Origin of the sequence: Achromobacter sp. Root565, from assembly GCF_001427425.1 — a bacterium.
Taxonomy (GTDB): domain Bacteria; phylum Pseudomonadota; class Gammaproteobacteria; order Burkholderiales; family Burkholderiaceae_B; genus Achromobacter; species Achromobacter spanius_D.
In genome coordinates this window covers 1483145-1500881 of the sequence record NZ_LMGO01000001.1, presented here as the reverse complement: position 1 = coordinate 1500881, position 17737 = coordinate 1483145, and the positions used below count along the sequence as shown (strand labels likewise).

Below are 17737 nucleotides of genomic sequence, written 5' to 3'. Positions count from 1 at the left end.
GTCTGTTTTTCCAATGATTTGATTGAGGCAGGCGTCAGCCCTTAGATGCTGGCGATGAGGCCGCCGTCCACGCGGATCGTCGAACCGGTGATGTAGCTGGCCCGCGCGCTGGCCAGGAACGCAACCGCGTCGCCGTACTCCTGCGGATCTCCATAGCGGCCTACCGGAATGGCGCTGGTGCTTTCGCGGCTGACGTCCTCGACGCTGCGCCCTTCGCGCTTGGCCCGGGCTTCGTCCAGAAAAGAGATGCGCGCCGTGGCGATGCGGCCCGGCAGCACAATGTTCGACGTGATGCCGTCCTTGCCCACTTCGCGCGCCAGCGTCTTCGACCACCCCACCAGCGACATGCGCAGCGCGTTGGAGATGCCCAGATTCGGAATCGGCGCGATCACGCCCGACGAGGTGCTGGTGATGATGCGGCCCCACTGCCGTTCGCGCATTCCGGGCAGGATGCGATCGGTCAGCTTGATGACCGACAGCACCATGCCTTCGAAGTGTTCGCGCCAAAGATCCGCCTGCTGCCCGAAGGACGGCGTGGGCGGCGGACCGCCGGTGTTGTTGACCAGGATATCGACGGGGCCGACGTTGGCCTCGATCCACGCAACTTGGCTGTCGAAGGCGTCCAACGCGCGCAGATCCCATTGCAGGGCGACGGCGGACTGTCCCTGGGCGTCGATGCCGTCGGCCGTGGCCTTTGCGGCGTCCAGGTTCAAGTCGGCCACGACGACCTTGGCGCCTTCGCGCGCCAGCGACTGCGCAATGGCGCTTCCCAGGCCACCCCCGCCGCCCAACACCAGCGCCGTCTTGTCTTTGATACCCAAATCCATCTTTACCTCCGTGCAAAAAATGCGTGATCGGCCAGAACTTGGCTGTGGCCGCCCTATGTTGACCGCGTCGCGCCGCCCTGCTCCTGATGGATCGCAAGGTGCGGCCTGTAGACAACATTCTCTAGCCAATGCGCGCTGCGGAAAAACGGAAAATTGTTGGATAGATCATTCGTTTTACGAATGAAGTATTTCGCGCACGGTTTGAGATTCATCGCGTGAAAGCAGCCACACTGGGCAATTCCGCTATATTGGGGCCACCTATTTCATGCACGAATTGAATGAACCCGCGCCGCCTCACTCCCTCCATGTCCCTGCTGCTGGCCTTTGAAGCCAGCGCCCGCCATCTGAGCTTTACGCGAGCGGCAACCGAGCTTGCACTGACGCAAAGCGCCGTCAGCAGGCAGGTGCAAGCGCTGGAGGATCTGCTGGAAGTCGCGCTGTTTCGCCGAGAGAAGCGGCGGATCGTGCTGACCGAGGCGGGCACGGGATACCAGAAGGAACTGGCCGCCGCCCTGCAGCGCATCCGCAGCGCGTCGCTTCAGGCGATCTCGCACCGCACCGGCCGAGGCGCCTTCCACCTGGCCGCCTTGCCCACGTTTACCGCAAAGTGGCTGATGCCCAGGCTGCACCGCTTCTATGCTCGCCATCCCGGCATTCTGGTTCACCTGCATTCCCGCGTGACGCGCTTCGACTTGGACCTGGCCGGCATCGATGCCGTCATCGCCGTGGGCGACGGCGACTGGCCGGGATTGCTCCCCCATCGGCTGATGAATGAACAAGTCATCCCCGTCATCAGCCCCGAGATCGCCGCGCGCCAGACCATTCGCAAACCGGCCGACCTCGCCCAGCACATGCTGCTGCAAGTCGCGGCCCGTCCAGCCGTGTGGCAACGCTGGTTCGAGGCCCACGGCCTGCCTGTGCGCTCGATGCGCTGGGGCGCGCAGTTCGAACTGACCACGCACCTGATCCAGGCGGTTGCGTCGGGATTGGGCGTTGGGCTGTTGCCGACCTTCCTGGTGGCGGATGAATTGCAGCAAGGCGTGCTGGCGCCGGCGCTTGATGAGGAGTTCAGTACGGGCGCGGGGTATTTCTTCCTGGCATCGCCGGACAGACTGGCGATTCCTGCCGTCGCGGCTTTCCGGGATTGGCTGCTGGATGAGAGCGCGGCGGGAGAATTACCGCAGTGAACGCGGTCGCATGCGGCGGGTGTCTGACACCCTGGGTGGATGAACGTCAACTTGTAGCGGCATCTCAGAGGGTGTCAGACACCGAGGTCTTCCCTGGAATCGGCATTCGTACCTCGGCTGGTGTCTGACACCCTTGGGGGATGAACGTCAACTTGTAGCGGCATCTCAGAGGGTGTCAGACACCGAGATTTTCCCTGGAATCGGCATTCGTACTTCGGCAGGTGTCTGACACCCTGGGGAGATGGACGCCAACTTGTAGCGGCGTCTCAGAGGGTGTCAGACACCGAGGTTTTCCCTGGAATCGGCATTCGTACTTCGGCAGGTGTCTGACACCCTTGGGAGATGGACGCCGACTTGTAGCGGCATCTCAGAGGGTGTCAGACACCGAGGTCTTCCCTGGAATCGGCATTCGTACTTCGGCAGGTGTCTGACACCCTGGGGAGATGGACGCCAACTTGTAGCGGCATCTCAGAGGGTGTCAGACACCGAGGTTTTCCCTGGAATCGGCATTCGTACTTCGGCAGGTGTCTGACACCCTGGGGAGATGGACGCCAACCAGTAGCGGCCTCTCAAAGGGTGTCAGACACCGAGGTCGCCCTTGAAATCGGCATTTTTCATCTCCAATCATTCAATAATTCAACAATCGTTGTATTATTCGCCGCATGAATGAAGATCATGCCGTCCTCGCCCTTGCTGCCTTGGCCCATACCCAACGCCTGCGCGTGTTCCGCGCCCTGGTCGTTGCCGGTCCTGAAGGCCTGACTCCCAGCGTGCTCGCCGACCAGCTCGAAGTTGCACGCAACACGTTGTCATTCCATCTCAAAGAGTTGGCGCATGCCGGACTGGTGTCCATCGAGCAGCAAGGCCGCAACCTGATTTACCGAGCCGACTTCTCACGCATGAATGGCTTACTGGGCTATCTGACCGAACACTGCTGCGAAGGCGCGCCCTGCGTAGTCACCGACGGCGGTGCGTGTACGTCCTGCTGACACCGCGAACTGTTCCCCCTGCTCTAATTTCCTGAAACTGGCGCCGGCTGCGCCGGTGGACCAAAGTTCGCCGCACCCGCCTTCACTCAAAATAACCATGCCCTCCACCGCACCCGCCGCACTTGCGCAGCCTCAGCGCCCGCCCATGAGCGTCTTCGAGCGCTATCTGACCCTGTGGGTCGTTCTCTGCATTGTCCTGGGCGTGGCCTTGGGCCAGGCGGCCCCCGGCGTTTTCCAAGGCATCGGCCGCCTGGAAGTCGCTCAGGTCAACCTGCCGGTCGGCATTCTGATCTGGGTGATGATCATCCCGATGCTGCTGAAGGTGGACTTTGGCGCACTGGGGCAGGTCAAGCAGCACTGGCGCGGCATCGGCGTGACGTTGTTCATCAATTGGGCGGTCAAGCCGTTCTCGATGGCCTTTCTGGGCTGGCTGTTCATCCGCCACGTTTTTGTCGCATGGCTGCCCGCCGACCAGCTCGACAGCTACATCGCCGGTCTCATCCTTCTGGCAGCCGCCCCGTGCACGGCAATGGTGTTCGTCTGGAGCCGGCTGACGGGCGGGGATCCGGTTTTCACACTGTCGCAGGTGGCGCTGAACGACACGATCATGGTGTTTGCCTTCGCGCCGGTCGTCGGACTACTGCTCGGCCTGTCGGCCATCAGCGTGCCCTGGGACACCTTGCTCGTGTCGGTGGGGCTGTACATCGTGGTGCCGGTCATCCTGGCCCAGGTGTGGCGCCGCGCCTTGCTGCGACGCGGTCAGCCCACGTTCGACGCCGCATTGGCGCGGATTGGTCCGTTCTCGATGGCTGCCCTGCTGCTGACGCTGGTGCTGTTGTTCGCGTTTCAGGGCGAAGCCATCATCGGCCAGCCGCTGGTGATCGCGATGCTGGCCGTGCCGATTCTCATCCAGGTGTTCTTCAATTCGGGCCTGGCCTACTGGCTCAATCGCCGGGTCGGCGAAAAACACAGCATCGCGTGTCCGTCCGCGCTGATCGGCGCGTCCAACTTCTTTGAACTTGCCGTCGCGGCCGCGATCAGCCTGTTCGGCTTCCAGTCCGGCGCGGCGTTGGCCACCGTGGTCGGCGTACTGATCGAGGTGCCCGTCATGCTGCTCGTCGTGCGGATCGTGAATCAAAGCAAGGGCTGGTACGAAGCCGGCGCCGCGCGCACCTGACGCGGTGTCGCCAAGCGTAGTCGCAGTTGCCCGCGACAAGGATTTCTTATTCAGCACCCACTGGGACATGCCATGAGTTCGATCACGATCTATCACAATCCCGCTTGCGGGACCTCCCGCAATGTCCTTGCGCTCATTCGCAACAGCGGCGAAGAACCCCTCATCGTCGAGTACCTCAAGACGCCTCCCGACGCCGAGACGCTGAAGTCGTTGATCGCCGCCATGGGGATGCCGGTGCGTGCCGTGCTTCGGCAAAAAGGCACGCCATACGAGGAACTGGGATTGTCGGATCCAACATGGACGGATGAGCAATTGATCGGCTTCATGCTCCAACACCCGATCCTCATCAACCGCCCCATCGTGGTGACGCCGCTGGGCACCCGCCTCTGCCGTCCTTCGGAAGCGGTCCTGGACATCCTGCCGTCAGCGCAACAAGGCGCCTTCAACAAGGAAGACGGCGAGCGGGTGATCGACGCGAATGGTGATCGCTTCCGAGATGTTTAGTTGAAGATGGCTGACACCCAGGAGACTGTCGTCTGGCGGTTCCGGAGACTTGCGTCTGGTGTCTGACACCCAGGGAGATGAACGTCAACTTGTAGCGGCGTCTCAGAGGGAGTCAGACACCGAGGTTGGCAACCGATCCGTAAGACTGATTCAGGTGTCAGACACCAAGATCCGCAGAAACCCGCTCCCGCCGCAACGCCCTCCTCCGCCACCACAGCCACAAACCGCTGACCCCCAGCACACCCAACCCCAGCCCCAGCACCCCCACGACAACCTCACCCGCCGGCCCGCCGAGCTCTCCGGTATGCAACGGATAGATCACCGAGTTGATCCGCGTGCCCGGATCCAGTTCGTCCCAGCGATGCGCGGCCAGGACTGTGCCGTCGCGAGGGTCTATCCATACAGTGGAACGCCCGTTCGGATGCGGATCGTCGGGGACGCGCATGCGAATGGCCATCGGCCGGTCACGGTTCGGCGTGTAGAGAATGAAGCCGATCTCACCACCCGGGAATTCGGCCTTGGCGGCCGCTGCGAAGGCGTCCAGAGACGGCGGCTCTCGCGTCCCAGTCTGCAGCGGCGGCATCGCGGCTGACGATTGAGACATGCCAGCCTGCAACGGCGCCGTCCCAGCCGTCAGCCCCGTCAGCTCAGGCAGCTTCGGCGCCACCACGCGAGCCTGCCCGCTGGCCGCCGTGATCCACCCACCGATCGGACGCCACGCCAGATAAGCCCCCGTCGCCACCGACACCGCCAAGAACACCGCCAGAATCGCGCCGCCCTGTCGATGGACATCAAACAGCGCCCGCAACGTTCCCTTGTCGAGGACCATGCGCAGCGATGGCGGCCATTTGCGCGGCCACCAGATCACCAGGCCGGACAGCATCAACACCAGATACGCCAAGGCAGCCCACGCCAGCACCGCCTTGCCCGTCTGCCCCAACATCAACGCGCTGTGCAACTGATAGAGAAAGGCGGCAACGCCTTCGTTCTCTGCCCGCCTGCCCTGCTCCCGGCCGGTCGACGGGTCCAGATAGATGGTGCCGCGCCAGCCGCCGCGTACCCGCACCTGCAACGTGTCACCTGACTTGCGAGGCGGATCGAACGTCAACGACGCGTCCGGGCCGAACGTGTCCACCAAAGTGCGCCGCACGGTTTCCAGTGGTACGGCGCTGTCATCCGGCCGGCTTTCCGCCACGAAGTACGCCGGATGCAAGAGCCGATCCAGCGGCCGCACCGCCACGAGCAAGCCGCCCGTCAGCCCGGACAGGATCAGCACCCCGCCCAGAATGAGCGCGGCCCATCGATGGCAGGTCAGCCAGAAGCGCCGGACCATCAATAAGCCAATCGCGCTTGCACGTAGACCATCCGCGGCGCGCCCACCATGCGCCCGCCGTTGGTATCGACGTTGCGCGTGTAGTAACGGCGATCAAAGAGGTTGTTCACCCCCACCGCCACTTCGCTGCCGCGCCATTGCGGCACCTTGTACGCCAACTGCGTATTCCAGACACTGAACCCAGGCACGCGCCCGTTGGTCGCGTCCGCATTCTCAGGCCCGGTGTTGGCGGTATCCGAGTATTGGCCGCTCTGCGCCGTGGTGAACAAGTTCAACGTCCAGTTGTTGCGCGTATAGCGGCCGCCCACCGTGCCGGTCTGGCGCGAGTAGAACGGCACGTCGTTGCCTTCGAATTCACCCGATTTCTGAATGGCGCGCACGTACGTGTAGTTGGCGTAGACGTTCAGGCCGGCAAGCGGGCCGGACCGGTCGAAGTCATAGTCGATGGCGAATTCGACCCCGTTGTGCGTCGTCGCGCCCAAATTGCGGAAAACGGCCGGGTTCGTGCCGGGAATCGACAGGATCTGGTTGTCGAAACGCAGGTCGAAAACGGTGAACTCGGTGTGCAGTTGCTCGCCCGAGTAGCGCAGGCCGGCCTCGACCGTCTTCGCGATCTCGGGGCTCAGCGGATTCGTCGCCGACATGGAGTTGAGCTGCGTGTACTGCACCGCGCCGAACGAGGTGTTGTAGTTGGTGTAGAGCGTCAGCGCGTCGCTGAGCAGGTACGCAACGTTCAGCGACGGCAGCCCGCGGCTGTTGCGCATGTCGAACGGCGTGTCGTTGGCGGTGCCGTTGGGCTGGCGGTGCGTGTCGATGCGCTCGTAGCGCACGCCCGGCGTGATGCGCCAGTTGCCGTACGCAATGCGGTCGTCCAGGTAAACGGAGTGCGCCTCGGTTTCGTTGTCGAACACCTGCTGCACACCGACGCGCTGCCCGGTCGTCAGCGACTCCGAATAGCGCCGGTCCTGACCCGTTTCGTGGATGTAGCGGTAGCCGATGGTCACGTCGTGCGTCGTCGGCCCCCATTCGATGCGCTGCGTGTAGCGCGGTTCGATGCCCAGGACCTGGTTGTTTCGCGGCTGGTAGTCGTTCCGGTTCGCGGCGGGATTGATCAGCGAACTCTGGCGCGAGCTGTCGTAGTGATAGACGCGCGCCTCGAACTCCTGCGTGTCGGAAATCGAATTCAAGTAGCCGATATCGACCTGGTCCCGCTGCCCTTTCCAGTAATCGGTCGGGTGCGTGTTCTGGAAGGGATCATCGCGATACTGGGCGACGGTCAGGCCACCGGGCGTCATGGATTTGACGTCGTAATGCGCGAACTTGCCGTAGATCTCCGACGTGGGCGTCAGCGCAAAGCGCCATTTCATCGCTACGTCGTTGTAGCGGTCATCACTGCCATCGCGCCATTGCTCGCCATCCATGCCGGAATACATCAGCGCCACGCCCAGGCCGTTGTCGAACTGCGTGCCCAAAAAGCCGGTGTATTGGGTGTTGGCGCCACCGTGGCTGAAGATGTTGTAGCGGGCCGAGGCCTCGGCGGTCAGGCCGGATGTGTTGGGAATCGCGCGGGTCTTGAAGTTGATGACGCCGCCCACGTTCTGCGGACCATAGCGCACAGCCCCGCCGCCGCGCACGACGTCGATGGCCTCGATGTTGCCCAGGCTGGTCGGGGACATCACCAGGTTCGGCTGCCCGTAAGGCGCCATCGCCATCGGGATGCCGTCCAGCAGCATCGTCGTACGGAACGAATTGCGGGGGTTCAAGCCCCGGATGCCGACGTGCAGGCCTACCGAGCTGCCCGTGGCGCTGGTGCTGCCGCTGATCTGCACACCGGGCACGCGGCGCAGCGCGTCCGCCACGCTGGTGGCGCCGCTGTTCTGGATTTCGTCGCGCCGCAGCAGCGTCCGCGCGCCGCCAAACGTCTGCACGCTGTTTTCAAGGCCGGTGCCCAGCCAGTCGCCGCTGACCTGGATGGATTCCAGCGTACTGGCGCTGGCGGCGGGCTCGGCGGCCTGCGCCGAAGGCTTTGCAGCCGACGCCGCGCGCACGACATAGCCCTGCCCGCCCTGCCCCTCGGCGACCAGGCCCGTGCCAGCCAGCAGCCCGGCCAGGCCGGCGTCCACCCCGTAGCTGCCGCTCAGGCCCTGCGTCGTCAAGCGGCCGGCGTCTTCCGGACGGAAGGAAACCATGATGCCCGCCGCCTTCGCGAAAGCCGAAAGTGCCTGGTCCAGCGGACCGGCGGGGATGCGGTAGTCCTGCGCGCCGGCTTGCATCGCCGGTTGAGCCGCCGCGGACGATGAAGCGCCAAATGCGGCGGTCAGGCTCAGGCTCAATGCGGCCAGGCGCAAGACGCGCGTCGCGGCGCGTGCGGACGAGGGGTTTTGAAGTGCCACGTGTTCACATCCCGTTCAGGTCATCAATGCGCGATATGCCGGATGAGCCGGGACAAAAGGGACACGCAGGGACCAACACAGTTGTAAATAAGTGAAACGACGTCGCGACTGTTATTTGCTGAGGGACACCCAGTACGGCGTCCGCGTCGTTACGCGCAGCTCGAGGGTGTTGGCCACGACTGCAAGCAGCGCATCCGTGTCCTGCAAGCGGAAGACGCCGGACACACGCAGGCCCGCTACAGCCGGGTCGCAACGGACGACCCCGCGCCGGTAGCGCGACACTTCGGCCAGCAATGCGTCCAGCCGCATGTTGTCGGCCTCTATCACCCCGCGCGTCCACCCCGGTGCAACGCCAGACCGCAGCGGCGCGTCCGGCAGGATGTCGCCTTGCAGGAAAGCGTGCGCCGTAAAGCGCACGGACTCGCCCGCGTTGAATACCCGCGTTGATCCTCCATTTGCCAGCGTGACGGCGACCCGATGCTCAAGCACCGTCAATTCGGTCATGGCGTCGCGTGTGTCCATCTGCCGGACGACGAACCGGGTGCCCAGGGCTTGCAGACGGCCCTGCGGCGTCTCGACATAAAAGGGCCGAGCCGCCTTGTCGGCCGCCGTGCGCACGTAGACTTCGCCGGCGCGCAACTGGACCACACGGGCCGCGTCGGAATACCGTACGTTCATGCCGGTATCGGTATTCAGCAGCACCTGGCTGCCGTCGGCCAGCACCAGATCCTGGTTTTCGCCCACCGCCGTGCGGTATTCGCCCGCCTGCCGATGGTTGACGCGGTATCCCAGCCATGCCGCGGCCGGCGCCGCGAAACCCACAGCCGCCAGCGTACGCAGCACCGTGCGCCGGCTGACCCGCGCCTCGCGCGTCAGCAACGGCACCCCCAGCGCGGCCGGCACGGCATTGAACTGTTGCGTCAGGCGTTGCGCGCGTTGCCAGGCGAGCTCACGGTCGGGACTGTCCGCACGCCAGCGCTCAAAGGCGGCGTGATCGGCCGGCCCTGCCTCGCCCGAGTGCAGGCGCACCAGCCAGCGCGCCGCTTCGCGGATGATCGCGGCGTCCAGGGGCTTGGATTCGGTGGCGGCCATCGATCAGTACTCCAGCAAGGTCAGGCAGACCTCGAAACCCTGCGCCATGTACCGCTTCACCGTGCGGTCGCTGAGCCCGGTGCGCACCGCAATCTCGGCGTATGTCAGGCCTTCCATTTGCGACAGCACGAACACTTCCCGCGCCTGTGGCGCCAGATCGGCCAGCATTCGGTCCAGTTGCTGCAGCGCCTGCTGCACGCCCAGCAGCATTTCTGGCGACGCCTCCATCTCGGGCGGAATCGCGGCAACGGCCTGCAGCCAGGCGCGCTCGAGCGACCGGCGGCGCCAGTGATCGTTCAGCAGGCCGCGGGCGATGGTGGTCAGATAGGCGCGGGGCTGCCGCAGTGTGCGGACTTCTTCGGGATTGCGCAGGACGCGCAGAAAGGTGTCGTGCGCGAAATCCGAGGCCTCGTCGCCATGGCCGAGCTGACGCCGCCACCATTGGCAGAGCCATTCGTAATGGGTTTCGCAAAGAAGCTGGAGCGGCTGGAGGGGGTTGGACATGCTCAAACGCCCCGGCAAGCAGCGCGATGACACGGAAAAGCCGCCTGTCCGGAGTGTGGTCAGGCGGCGAGAACCTCCAAATGATACCAAGAATTGTTCGCAACGGGTGTTCGGCGCGGTGTCGCCCGGGAGTCACTGCCAATCCTTCGCGTAGATCCGCTTCCACTCCTTCTCCATGTCGACGACTGTCCACCCGCTCGCCCGCGCCGCGTCCAGGGCCTTGTCCAGACGGCCGACGCTCGAATCGCGGTCGTAGGCCCATTCGCGCTTGGCGTCGGTGTGGTGAACGATGCCGCCAAAGCGCTTGCCCGGCCCGGCGGTGGTCCATTGCAGCATCTGCAGGTCGCCATCCGAGTTGCCGAAGGCCAGGATCGGGCGCTTGCCGATTTGACGCTGGATGGCCACGGGTTTGCCGGGGCCGTCATCGTTGAAGTCCAGCTTTGGCAACCGCATCAGCGCGTACCCGTTTCCGCTTGCCACGAACTCGCTGCCGAACGCCGTGCCGATGACCTGCTCCGGCGGGATGCCGTAGGCCTTCTGCGTCCAGGCGCGCATGAACTCGGTTTCGCCTCCCGACACGATGTAGGTCTTGAAACCGTGCGCGCGCAGGTAATCCAGCAGCTCGCGCATCGGCACGTACGTCATGCTGTCATACGGCAGTTTGGTGCGCGGATGACGCGCGGTTTGCAGCCATTGGTCGACGCGCTGCGTGTACTGCGGGACGGGCATGCCGGTGTTGGTGGCAAGCACGACCTCCATCATGCCGCGTTCGCCGGACTTGGCCACTGCGGCATGATCGTTCTGCAGCACCGCCATGAAAGGCTGGCGCGTGGCCCAGTCCGGATGCGATGGCGCCAGCGCGTGGACCTCGTCCATCGAGAACATCACCTGAAAGTAGATCGGCATCTCGCTCCACAGCGTGCCGTCGTTGTCGAAGACGGCGATGCGATCTTCGTCGGCCACGAAGTCCGGGCTGCCTGGGTCGGTGACCGCCTTCACGAACGCGACGATGGCCATGCGGGATGGCCCGTCAGTCCACGACGCCAGCTCCGCCTGCTTGTGGCGATCTGACGCAGCGCATCCGGCCAGCAGACATAGGATGCAGAGCCACATCCAGGCCAGCCCCCGCACAGAGGGGCGTTGAATCGAAGTCTGCATGCGGATCTCCCGGGCGCGCATGGCGCAGTGATGACACCACTTGGACGACGTTCTGCATCAACGGCTGGCGATACTGCCCTGCGAAGGCTGCGCCGCCTTCCATTGCTGAGGCGTCATGACGGTACGAAACCCGATATGCGACATGGGGTTGAGCGGATCCGTGCCACGTCGAGCGCTGGCGCGGTAGCTGATGCAATACGTGTCGCTGCATAGAAACGATCCGCCGCGGGTCACGCGCTTGGGCGCCGATACGGGCGTGGCGCCGTCGTCGGGATCGAAGCTATCGGCTGGGCCCGCCGGGTCCCGTGGCGGCTGGCGGTATTGCGCCTGAAACCTGAAGGCGTCCGCGCGGTACCAGTCGGACGTCCATTGCCAGACGTTCCCGGCCATGTCGTACAGGCCATAGCCGTTGGGTGCAAAGCTGCCCACGGGCGTGGTGCCGACCTGCACCTTTTCATCCTTTACGACCGGAAACGGCTGCGGCTGCCGGGTGTCCCAGATATTTGCCATGGCCGTGCCCTGCGGCAGCAGTTCGTTGCCCCACGTATAGGTGGCCTGCTCCAGCCCGCCCCGTGCGGCAAATTCCCACTCGGCTTCCGTCGGCAGGCGCTTGCCCGCCCACTTGGCGTAGGCTTGCGCGTCCTCGTAAGACACCTGCACGACCGGGTGATCGTCCTTGCCGTCGATATTGCTGTCAGGCCCCTCGGGGTGCCGCCAGTTCGCGCCCGGTACAAAGCGCCACCAGCGGGAATAGTCGCGCAATGACACCTCGGTCTCGGTCCCGGTGAACACCATGGCGCCCGCCTGCAAGGCGCTGTCGTTGGGACGCGGCGTGCCCGCCGGAAGCTGGACGCGCAGATCTTCCCAGCGCGGTTTCTGCTCGGCGGTCGTCACGTAGCCGGTCGCCTCGACGAAACGGCGGAACTGCGCGTTGGTGACGTCATGCACGTCCATCCAGAACCCGCTGACGCGCACCTTGTGCGCCGGTCGCTCGTTGGGTTGCGACATCTGGTGGTCGTTGCCCATCAGGAATTCGTTGCCGGGTATCCAGGCCATCGCCGCCGGGCCCTGCTTGCCGTCTCCCAGCGTGACGACGGGCGGCCCAGCGCGCGGCGCGGAGACAACGACATACGCGCCGATCGCGCCTGCCGCGCCCAGTATTGCCACCAACGCCAACCCGATCTTCGCGTGCTTTTTCATGCGCGTTCTCCTTGAAGAGAATCCTTTCGCAATGAAGCCGTTACAACGCGGCGGCCCGCGAGGCCAGCTTGCGGTTGCCCTCGCTATTGGGCTTGAGACCCATGCGCTCGGCGGTCAGCACCTTTGCGAGCGACCGCGCGCCGTCGCGCAGCGCCGCCTCGACCAGCGTCAACGCCAGGACGTCCCGCTGTGCGTGGCTGCCGCCGAACCGGTGCGCGATGAGGCGCACGTCGCGCAACAGATTCACGGTCAGCCCGTAGTCTTCGCGCGCGAATGCCAGCAGCGCGTGCGCCACCGGCAGTCCCACGTCGCGCGTCATCATGGCGTTGGTGCCAGCGCCCTGCGCGGCGGCTTCCATGGCCTCGATGAGCGTCTGCGCCGCGGCGTTGTCGCCGGCGCCCAGGAAGGCCATCAGGGCATGCACGTCATTGAAGGCGTAGTAACCCGAGCCGCCGCGCGCCTTCCACACCTCGGCAAGCTGCTGCCACCGCCAACCGACATCAATCCCGCGCAGCAACAGGCGCCACAGCATGGCCGATGCGTCGATAAGGTCAAGCACCTGCCCGGTGGACGTTTCGCGCAACCGGTCGTCGTACATGGCGAGCACGTTGGCGATGTCCTCGCGGTCCAGATGAAACAGGGCCAGGTGCCACCAGTTGTGAATGGACAGCATGTTGTCGCTGGACCAGTCGTCGCGGCGGCCGTTGAGCCAGGCGATGCCCTCGTCCACCCTGCCCTGCATTTCGAGAACGTGGGCCACCGCGTGCACGGCCCAGGGGTCGCGCCGGTTCAGATCCAGCGCGCGCCGGCCCTGGGTTTCGGCCGCGCGGTAGAGATTGGTCTCTTCCAGCCCGAAGGCGTGCATACCCAGGACGTAACCGTAGTCGGGCATTTTGCAGTTCCAGGCGGGCAAAATGCCGGCCACGCGGTCGCGCAGCATGGCCGAGCGGCCAAGCAGGAAGTCGCCGATATGGCCGACCTGCAGCGCCAGCGTGTCGTGGGGATAGTCGGCCAGGATGTCGGCGTAGCGTCGCAGCGCGGTAGAGAAATTGCCGTCCAGCCAGGCGCGCGCCGCGGCGGTGTGCCGTCTTTCGCGCTCGTTGGCGATGTCGACGAGTGCTTCGGCGGCCTCCACGCTTTCGCGCATCAGCGGCTCGACGCATTTGTCGCTGGCGGTAATCATCATGCCCGCGCGCAGCAGGTGGCCCATGACGAAAACGGGGTCCTCGGCCAACGCCTTGTCGATGACGCCCAAGGGGTCACCGTAGTAGCCGTGAAAGAGGCTTTGCGCCTGCTCGTAGGCAGCCATCGACGCCGGTTCATCGCTGGAAACGGGATTGCCCCGTACATCGCTCAGCGCCATGGTGATCTCCCAAAGGGCCGGCCCGCGACGGGCTTCGGAAATATAAGCACGGATAACGCATGCCGGCAAAACGCAACTGCGCTAGTGCGGTTGCACCGGGCATGCGGGTATGGACAGGCGCGCAATCGAATCTTGTTGACATGCGGGAAAGGAAGATGAAAATTATTGCAGTTCAAATCCCGCGGACGACGCGTCCCGGACTGAACGTTACCCAAGTACGTAGGCCAATGTGAACCGCACGGTTTGCAGCTTCGTGCGGTTGGTTTCACTCTCACAACGGAGTTGAAAATGGCGACCAAACGAACGCTCACTTGCGGTGCCGCAGCACTTTTCCTGGCGGGAGCGGCAATCTGTGCCCCCGCTTCCGCGCAGGACCAGCGCAAACCCAACATCATCCTGCTTGTCTCCGACGACACCGGCCTCGGCGATCTCGGTCCGTATGGCGGCGGCATCGGCCGCGGCATGCCAACGCCCAATATCGACCGGCTTTCTTCCGAAGGCATGACCTTCTTCTCGTTCTACGCGCAACCCAGTTGCACCCCCGGCCGCGCCGCCATGCAGACCGGCCGCATCCCCAACCGCAGCGGCATGACCACCGTGGCCTTTCAGGGCCAGGGCGGCGGCTTGCCTGCAGCCGAATGGACGCTCGGGTCAGTTCTGAAAACCGCCGGCTACAAGACGTTCTTTACGGGCAAATGGCATCTGGGCGAAGCGGACTACGCCCTGCCCAACGCCCAGGGCTACGACGAGATGAAGTACGCAGGCCTTTATCACTTGAACGCCTACACCTACGCGGATCCCACCTGGTTCCCCGACATGCCCGCCGACGTGCGCGAGATGTTCCAGCGCGTCACCAAGGGCGCATTGTCCGGCAACGCCGGCGAAAAGCCGCGCGAGGAATTCAAAATCAACGGCCAGTATGTCGATACGCCAATGGTCAATGGCCGTGAAGGCGTCGTCGGGATTCCGTTCTTTGACCGCTACGTCGAAAAGGCCTCGTTGGACTATCTGGACCGCAACGCCAAGTCCGAGCAGCCGTTCTTCATGAGCATCAATTTCATGAAGGTGCACCAGCCCAACATGCCGGATCCGGACTACATCCACAAGTCGATGTCCAAGAGCAAGTACGCGGACTCGGTCGTGGAACTGGACGCACGCATCGGCCGCATCATGGACAAGATCCGCGAGCTAGGCCTGGACAAGAACACGCTGGTGTTCTACACGACGGACAACGGCGCCTGGCAGGACGTCTATCCCGATGCGGGCTACACGCCGTTGCGTGGCACCAAAGGCACTGTGCGCGAAGGCGGCAACCGGGTTCCCGCGATCGCGTGGATGCCGGGCAAGATCGCGGCGGGCTCCAAGGACCACAGCCTGGTGGGCGGCCTGGATCTGATGGCGACGTTTGCGGCGGTGGCGGGCGTGAAGCTGCCCACGAATGACCGCGAAAACAAGCCGATCATTTTCGACAGCTATGACATGTCGCCCGTTTTCTTTGGCACGGGCAAGTGCGACCGCAAGTCTTGGTTCTACTTCACCGAGAACGAGCTGTCGCCGGGCGCGGTGCGCGTTGCCAATTACAAGGCGGTGTTCAACCTGCGCGGCGACGACGGTGCGGTGACCGGCGGGCTTGCCGTGGACACGAACCTGGGCTGGAAAGGCGCGGAGTCCTATGTCGCGACGGTGCCCCAGGTGTTCGATCTGTGGGCCGACCCGCAGGAGCGTTACGACATCTTCATGAGCAACGTCACGGAACGGACCTGGACGATGGTCATGATCAACGACGCCGTCGCGCCGCTGATGAAGACGTATATCGACTACCCGCCCCGCAAGATGCAAAGCGAAGGCTATGACGGGCCGATGACCTTGTCCGGTTACGAGCGGTTCCAGTACATCCGCGATAGCCTGGCCAAGGACGGTTTCAAGCTTTCCCTTCCCACCGGAAACTGATGCCGAAACGCTGCGTCTCACCCGAATTCAGGTGACGCGCACGGATGCGGGACCAGTCCGGGCAGGCGGCTTGCTGCTATCGGCGGATGGACGCGGCAGTTCCATCCCGGCAAGCTTGCCGCCTGCCAGCTTGTCACCCGCCTGTAGGAGGTCCCATGTGGGAACCCAGCGAGAGCTATCCAGATCCTGCCATCGAGGTGCTGGATCCCCGATTCCTCAAGATCCGGCTCACCAACGCTGGAATCGAACGGCTGGCCACGGGCGTGCGGTATGGCGAGGGCCCGGTGTGGTTCGGGGACGGCAGGTGCCTGATCTGGAGCGACATTCCCAGCAACCGCCTCTTGCGGTGGGACGAGGAAACGGGTGCGGTGTCGGTGCACCGCCAGCCGTCCGGGTATGTGAACGGCAACACGCGCGACCGCCAGGGCCGGCTCATCAGTTGCGAACATGGCGAGCGGCGCGTGGTGCGAACCGAGTACAACGGCACGCTGACAGTGCTGGCCGACCGGTTCGAGGGCAAGCGACTGAATGCGCCGAATGACGTTGTGGTGCGCCGGGATGGATCGATCTGGTTCTCCGACCCGGTATTCGGCATTCTGAGCAACTACGAAGGCTTCAAGGCCGATCCGGAACTTCCGACGCACGTCTATCGGCTGGACCCAGGCACAGGACAGCTACAGATCGCGGTTCAGGGCATCCACAATCCCAACGGGTTGTGCTTTTCGCCGGACGAACGGCTGCTGTACGTGGTCGACAACGGATCGTCGCCGAACCGCATCCTGGTCTACGGCGTGCAGGATGACGGCACGCTGGACGGCGGGCGCCCCTTTGTCGAAGCGAACGGCGACGCGATTCCGGACGGCATACGCTGCGACACTGACGGCAATCTCTGGGCCGGCTGGGGACCGGGTCCCGATGTGAGCGGCGTGATGGTGTTTGCACCCGACGCCACAGCGATCGGTCGCATCGCCCTGCCCGACCGCTGCGCCAACCTGTGCTTTGGCGGCGCGCGCCGCAACCGGCTGTTCATGGTGACCGGCCAATGCCTGTTCGCACTGTATGTGAATGCGCAGGGCGTCGCATACTGCTGAACCGGCAGCTATAAAAATCCGATCCAGCGTCCCGCCACCAGACAACCCACCCACAGCGCCAGCGACGCGCCCGCCTGCACGCGAAGCCTGCCCGTGGGCCGCCGGCCGCTTTCGACGTCGGCCCACGCATGGCCGCGGTGCACCAGCCAGGCATTGGCTGCGCCGGCCGCCAGTAGCGCCATCTTCACCAGGAATGCGGGATTTTCCAGATATTCCATCGGACGCACCGAAAACAGCAACGCGCCCGTCAGCACCGCCAGAGCCAGTCCTGTCGCAGCGGTGCGCGCCAGCGCCGGCGCCAGGACGGCCAGCGAGGTCGGCTTCAGGATGCCGAGCAGGCGCAGATCCAGCGGCACGATGGACCCGATCAGCAGGCCGATCGCGCCAATATGCGCGGCGTTGACCAGCAGATAAAGGAGGCCGGACCGGCGCAGCCACATCGCCGGCGGCACGGATTCAAGCTGTTCGAGCGCGAGCCGCAGCAGTTCGGGCATCCGGCGCGGGCGCTCAGGGTTTCTTGATACGGCTTGGGTAGATGTCGTAGGTCTTGCCGCCCACCGTCACCTGCACGGCCTTCATGCGCTTGGCGGCGGCGTCCTGGTCGCGGTTGCCGACGGCGGTGATCGCATCGCCGGGCTTGGCGGACCCTTCGATGAAACCGGCTTCCTTCGTCTGGCTGGGATTGCCCAGCTCAACGGTCCACACGCCGTCCTTGGCCCGGACCTTGAGCATGGGGTGCGGCGGCGCGATCTGCACCTGTTCGACCGTGCCTTGCAACGTCATCTGTTCGGATTCCGCCCACGACCAGCCGTGGTGCGCCATGGCGGCGGGGGCGACGCCGCCGAGGGCGGTCATCGCCAGGGCGGCGATCAACGCGCGTTGAGAAAGCTTCATGTCGATGCTCCTGAAGTTGCGGTGGCGTGTCATTCGTCCGCGCGGCGGCGGCACGGGCGCGAGCGTGCGAAAAAA

General features: G+C 64.5%; 16 protein-coding genes. 6 read left to right on the top strand and 10 right to left on the bottom strand.

Features of this window, described 5'->3' with window-relative positions; all coding sequences use genetic code 11:
* Positions 1 to 41: 41 nt before the first annotated feature.
* The gene (locus ASD71_RS06630) at positions 42 to 827 is read right to left on the bottom strand and encodes an SDR family oxidoreductase (RefSeq protein WP_056561343.1); all 786 of its coding nucleotides are present in this window, start codon (positions 825 to 827) and stop codon (positions 42 to 44) included.
* A gap of 278 nt (positions 828 to 1105) precedes the next feature.
* Here ASD71_RS06630 and ASD71_RS06625 point away from each other — a divergent pair, with 278 nt between their 5' ends.
* The 4 genes from ASD71_RS06625 to arsC all read left to right on the top strand — a co-directional run bounded on the left by ASD71_RS06625 (position 1106) and on the right by arsC (position 4684).
* Entirely contained in the window at positions 1106 to 2014 is a 909-nt protein-coding gene (locus tag ASD71_RS06625; protein ID WP_056561342.1) for a LysR substrate-binding domain-containing protein, read from the top strand.
* Positions 2015 to 2676: 662 nt separating this feature from the next.
* A complete protein-coding gene (locus ASD71_RS06620; RefSeq protein WP_056561341.1) occupies positions 2677 to 3003 on the top strand; it encodes a helix-turn-helix transcriptional regulator in 327 nt (108 codons plus the stop codon).
* A 97-nt stretch (positions 3004 to 3100) separates the two neighbouring features.
* Positions 3101 to 4180 carry an ACR3 family arsenite efflux transporter gene (gene arsB / locus ASD71_RS06615; RefSeq protein WP_056561339.1) on the top strand — a complete coding sequence of 360 codons (1080 nt, stop codon included), beginning with the start codon at positions 3101 to 3103 and terminating at the stop codon, positions 4178 to 4180.
* Positions 4181 to 4252: 72 nt separating this feature from the next.
* Positions 4253 to 4684, top strand: a complete 432-nt coding sequence (gene arsC, locus ASD71_RS06610) for an arsenate reductase (glutaredoxin) (protein ID WP_056561337.1) — start codon at positions 4253 to 4255, stop codon at positions 4682 to 4684.
* Positions 4685 to 4841: 157 nt separating this feature from the next.
* On the opposite strand, the gene ASD71_RS06605 is transcribed toward arsC, so the two are convergent.
* The 7 genes from ASD71_RS06605 to ASD71_RS06575 all read right to left on the bottom strand — a co-directional run bounded on the left by ASD71_RS06605 (position 4842) and on the right by ASD71_RS06575 (position 13727).
* A complete protein-coding gene (locus tag ASD71_RS06605) occupies positions 4842 to 6017 on the bottom strand; it encodes a PepSY domain-containing protein (RefSeq protein ID WP_056561335.1) in 1176 nt (391 codons plus the stop codon).
* A complete protein-coding gene (locus ASD71_RS06600; protein ID WP_369818961.1) occupies positions 6017 to 8290 on the bottom strand; it encodes a TonB-dependent siderophore receptor in 2274 nt (757 codons plus the stop codon). Before ASD71_RS06600 ends, ASD71_RS06605 begins: the two co-directional genes overlap by 1 nt.
* A gap of 231 nt (positions 8291 to 8521) precedes the next feature.
* Positions 8522 to 9502, bottom strand: coding sequence for a FecR domain-containing protein (locus tag ASD71_RS06595; protein ID WP_056561330.1), 981 nt, complete (start codon positions 9500 to 9502; stop codon positions 8522 to 8524).
* A 3-nt stretch (positions 9503 to 9505) separates the two neighbouring features.
* Positions 9506 to 10006 carry a sigma-70 family RNA polymerase sigma factor gene (locus tag ASD71_RS06590; RefSeq protein WP_056561328.1) on the bottom strand — a complete coding sequence of 167 codons (501 nt, stop codon included), beginning with the start codon at positions 10004 to 10006 and terminating at the stop codon, positions 9506 to 9508.
* A 132-nt stretch (positions 10007 to 10138) separates the two neighbouring features.
* On the bottom strand, positions 10139 to 11119 hold the full coding sequence (locus ASD71_RS06585) for an HAD family phosphatase (RefSeq protein ID WP_056566500.1): 981 nt from the start codon (positions 11117 to 11119) through the stop codon (positions 10139 to 10141).
* Positions 11120 to 11221: 102 nt separating this feature from the next.
* A complete protein-coding gene (locus tag ASD71_RS06580; RefSeq protein WP_056561326.1) occupies positions 11222 to 12364 on the bottom strand; it encodes a formylglycine-generating enzyme family protein in 1143 nt (380 codons plus the stop codon).
* Between the two features lie 40 nt (positions 12365 to 12404).
* Complete coding sequence (locus ASD71_RS06575; protein ID WP_056561324.1) at positions 12405 to 13727, bottom strand: tetratricopeptide repeat protein; 1323 nt, start codon at positions 13725 to 13727, stop codon at positions 12405 to 12407.
* 288 nt (positions 13728 to 14015) lie between these two features.
* On the opposite strand from ASD71_RS06575, the gene ASD71_RS06570 reads away from it, so the two are divergent.
* Both ASD71_RS06570 and ASD71_RS06565 read left to right on the top strand, forming a co-directional pair.
* Positions 14016 to 15677: an arylsulfatase gene (locus tag ASD71_RS06570; RefSeq protein WP_056561322.1), complete on the top strand. Its 1662-nt coding sequence runs from the start codon at positions 14016 to 14018 to the stop codon at positions 15675 to 15677.
* Between the two features lie 155 nt (positions 15678 to 15832).
* Positions 15833 to 16768: an SMP-30/gluconolactonase/LRE family protein gene (locus tag ASD71_RS06565; RefSeq protein WP_056561321.1), complete on the top strand. Its 936-nt coding sequence runs from the start codon at positions 15833 to 15835 to the stop codon at positions 16766 to 16768.
* 8 nt (positions 16769 to 16776) lie between these two features.
* Here the strand turns inward: ASD71_RS06565 and ASD71_RS06560 are convergent, their stop codons facing one another.
* Together ASD71_RS06560 and ASD71_RS06555 are read right to left on the bottom strand one after the other, a co-directional pair.
* Positions 16777 to 17262: a DUF6644 family protein gene (locus tag ASD71_RS06560; protein ID WP_056561320.1), complete on the bottom strand. Its 486-nt coding sequence runs from the start codon at positions 17260 to 17262 to the stop codon at positions 16777 to 16779.
* A gap of 13 nt (positions 17263 to 17275) precedes the next feature.
* Positions 17276 to 17662, bottom strand: coding sequence for a DUF6152 family protein (locus tag ASD71_RS06555; protein WP_056561318.1), 387 nt, complete (start codon positions 17660 to 17662; stop codon positions 17276 to 17278).
* Positions 17663 to 17737 lie beyond the last annotated feature (75 nt).

What these genes read in the sequence shown, in the direction of transcription:
- arsC (WP_056561337.1), top strand. Translation starts at nt 4,253, where the DNA reads ATGAGTTCGATCACGATCTATCACAATCCCGCTTGCGGGACCTCCCGC.
- arsB (WP_056561339.1), top strand. Translation starts at nt 3,101, where the DNA reads ATGCCCTCCACCGCACCCGCCGCACTTGCGCAGCCTCAGCGCCCGCCC.
- ASD71_RS06590 (WP_056561328.1), bottom strand. Translation starts at nt 10,006, where the DNA reads ATGTCCAACCCCCTCCAGCCGCTCCAGCTTCTTTGCGAAACCCATTAC.
- ASD71_RS06630 (WP_056561343.1), bottom strand. Translation starts at nt 827, where the DNA reads ATGGATTTGGGTATCAAAGACAAGACGGCGCTGGTGTTGGGCGGCGGG.
- ASD71_RS06565 (WP_056561321.1), top strand. Translation starts at nt 15,833, where the DNA reads ATGTGGGAACCCAGCGAGAGCTATCCAGATCCTGCCATCGAGGTGCTG.
- ASD71_RS06555 (WP_056561318.1), bottom strand. Translation starts at nt 17,662, where the DNA reads ATGAAGCTTTCTCAACGCGCGTTGATCGCCGCCCTGGCGATGACCGCC.
- ASD71_RS06575 (WP_056561324.1), bottom strand. Translation starts at nt 13,727, where the DNA reads ATGGCGCTGAGCGATGTACGGGGCAATCCCGTTTCCAGCGATGAACCG.
- ASD71_RS06620 (WP_056561341.1), top strand. Translation starts at nt 2,677, where the DNA reads ATGAATGAAGATCATGCCGTCCTCGCCCTTGCTGCCTTGGCCCATACC.
- ASD71_RS06605 (WP_056561335.1), bottom strand. Translation starts at nt 6,017, where the DNA reads ATGGTCCGGCGCTTCTGGCTGACCTGCCATCGATGGGCCGCGCTCATT.
- ASD71_RS06570 (WP_056561322.1), top strand. Translation starts at nt 14,016, where the DNA reads ATGGCGACCAAACGAACGCTCACTTGCGGTGCCGCAGCACTTTTCCTG.
- ASD71_RS06585 (WP_056566500.1), bottom strand. Translation starts at nt 11,119, where the DNA reads ATGTGGCTCTGCATCCTATGTCTGCTGGCCGGATGCGCTGCGTCAGAT.
- ASD71_RS06625 (WP_056561342.1), top strand. Translation starts at nt 1,106, where the DNA reads ATGAACCCGCGCCGCCTCACTCCCTCCATGTCCCTGCTGCTGGCCTTT.
- ASD71_RS06600 (WP_369818961.1), bottom strand. Translation starts at nt 8,290, where the DNA reads ATGCAAGCCGGCGCGCAGGACTACCGCATCCCCGCCGGTCCGCTGGAC.
- ASD71_RS06580 (WP_056561326.1), bottom strand. Translation starts at nt 12,364, where the DNA reads ATGAAAAAGCACGCGAAGATCGGGTTGGCGTTGGTGGCAATACTGGGC.
- ASD71_RS06595 (WP_056561330.1), bottom strand. Translation starts at nt 9,502, where the DNA reads ATGGCCGCCACCGAATCCAAGCCCCTGGACGCCGCGATCATCCGCGAA.
- ASD71_RS06560 (WP_056561320.1), bottom strand. Translation starts at nt 17,262, where the DNA reads ATGCCCGAACTGCTGCGGCTCGCGCTCGAACAGCTTGAATCCGTGCCG.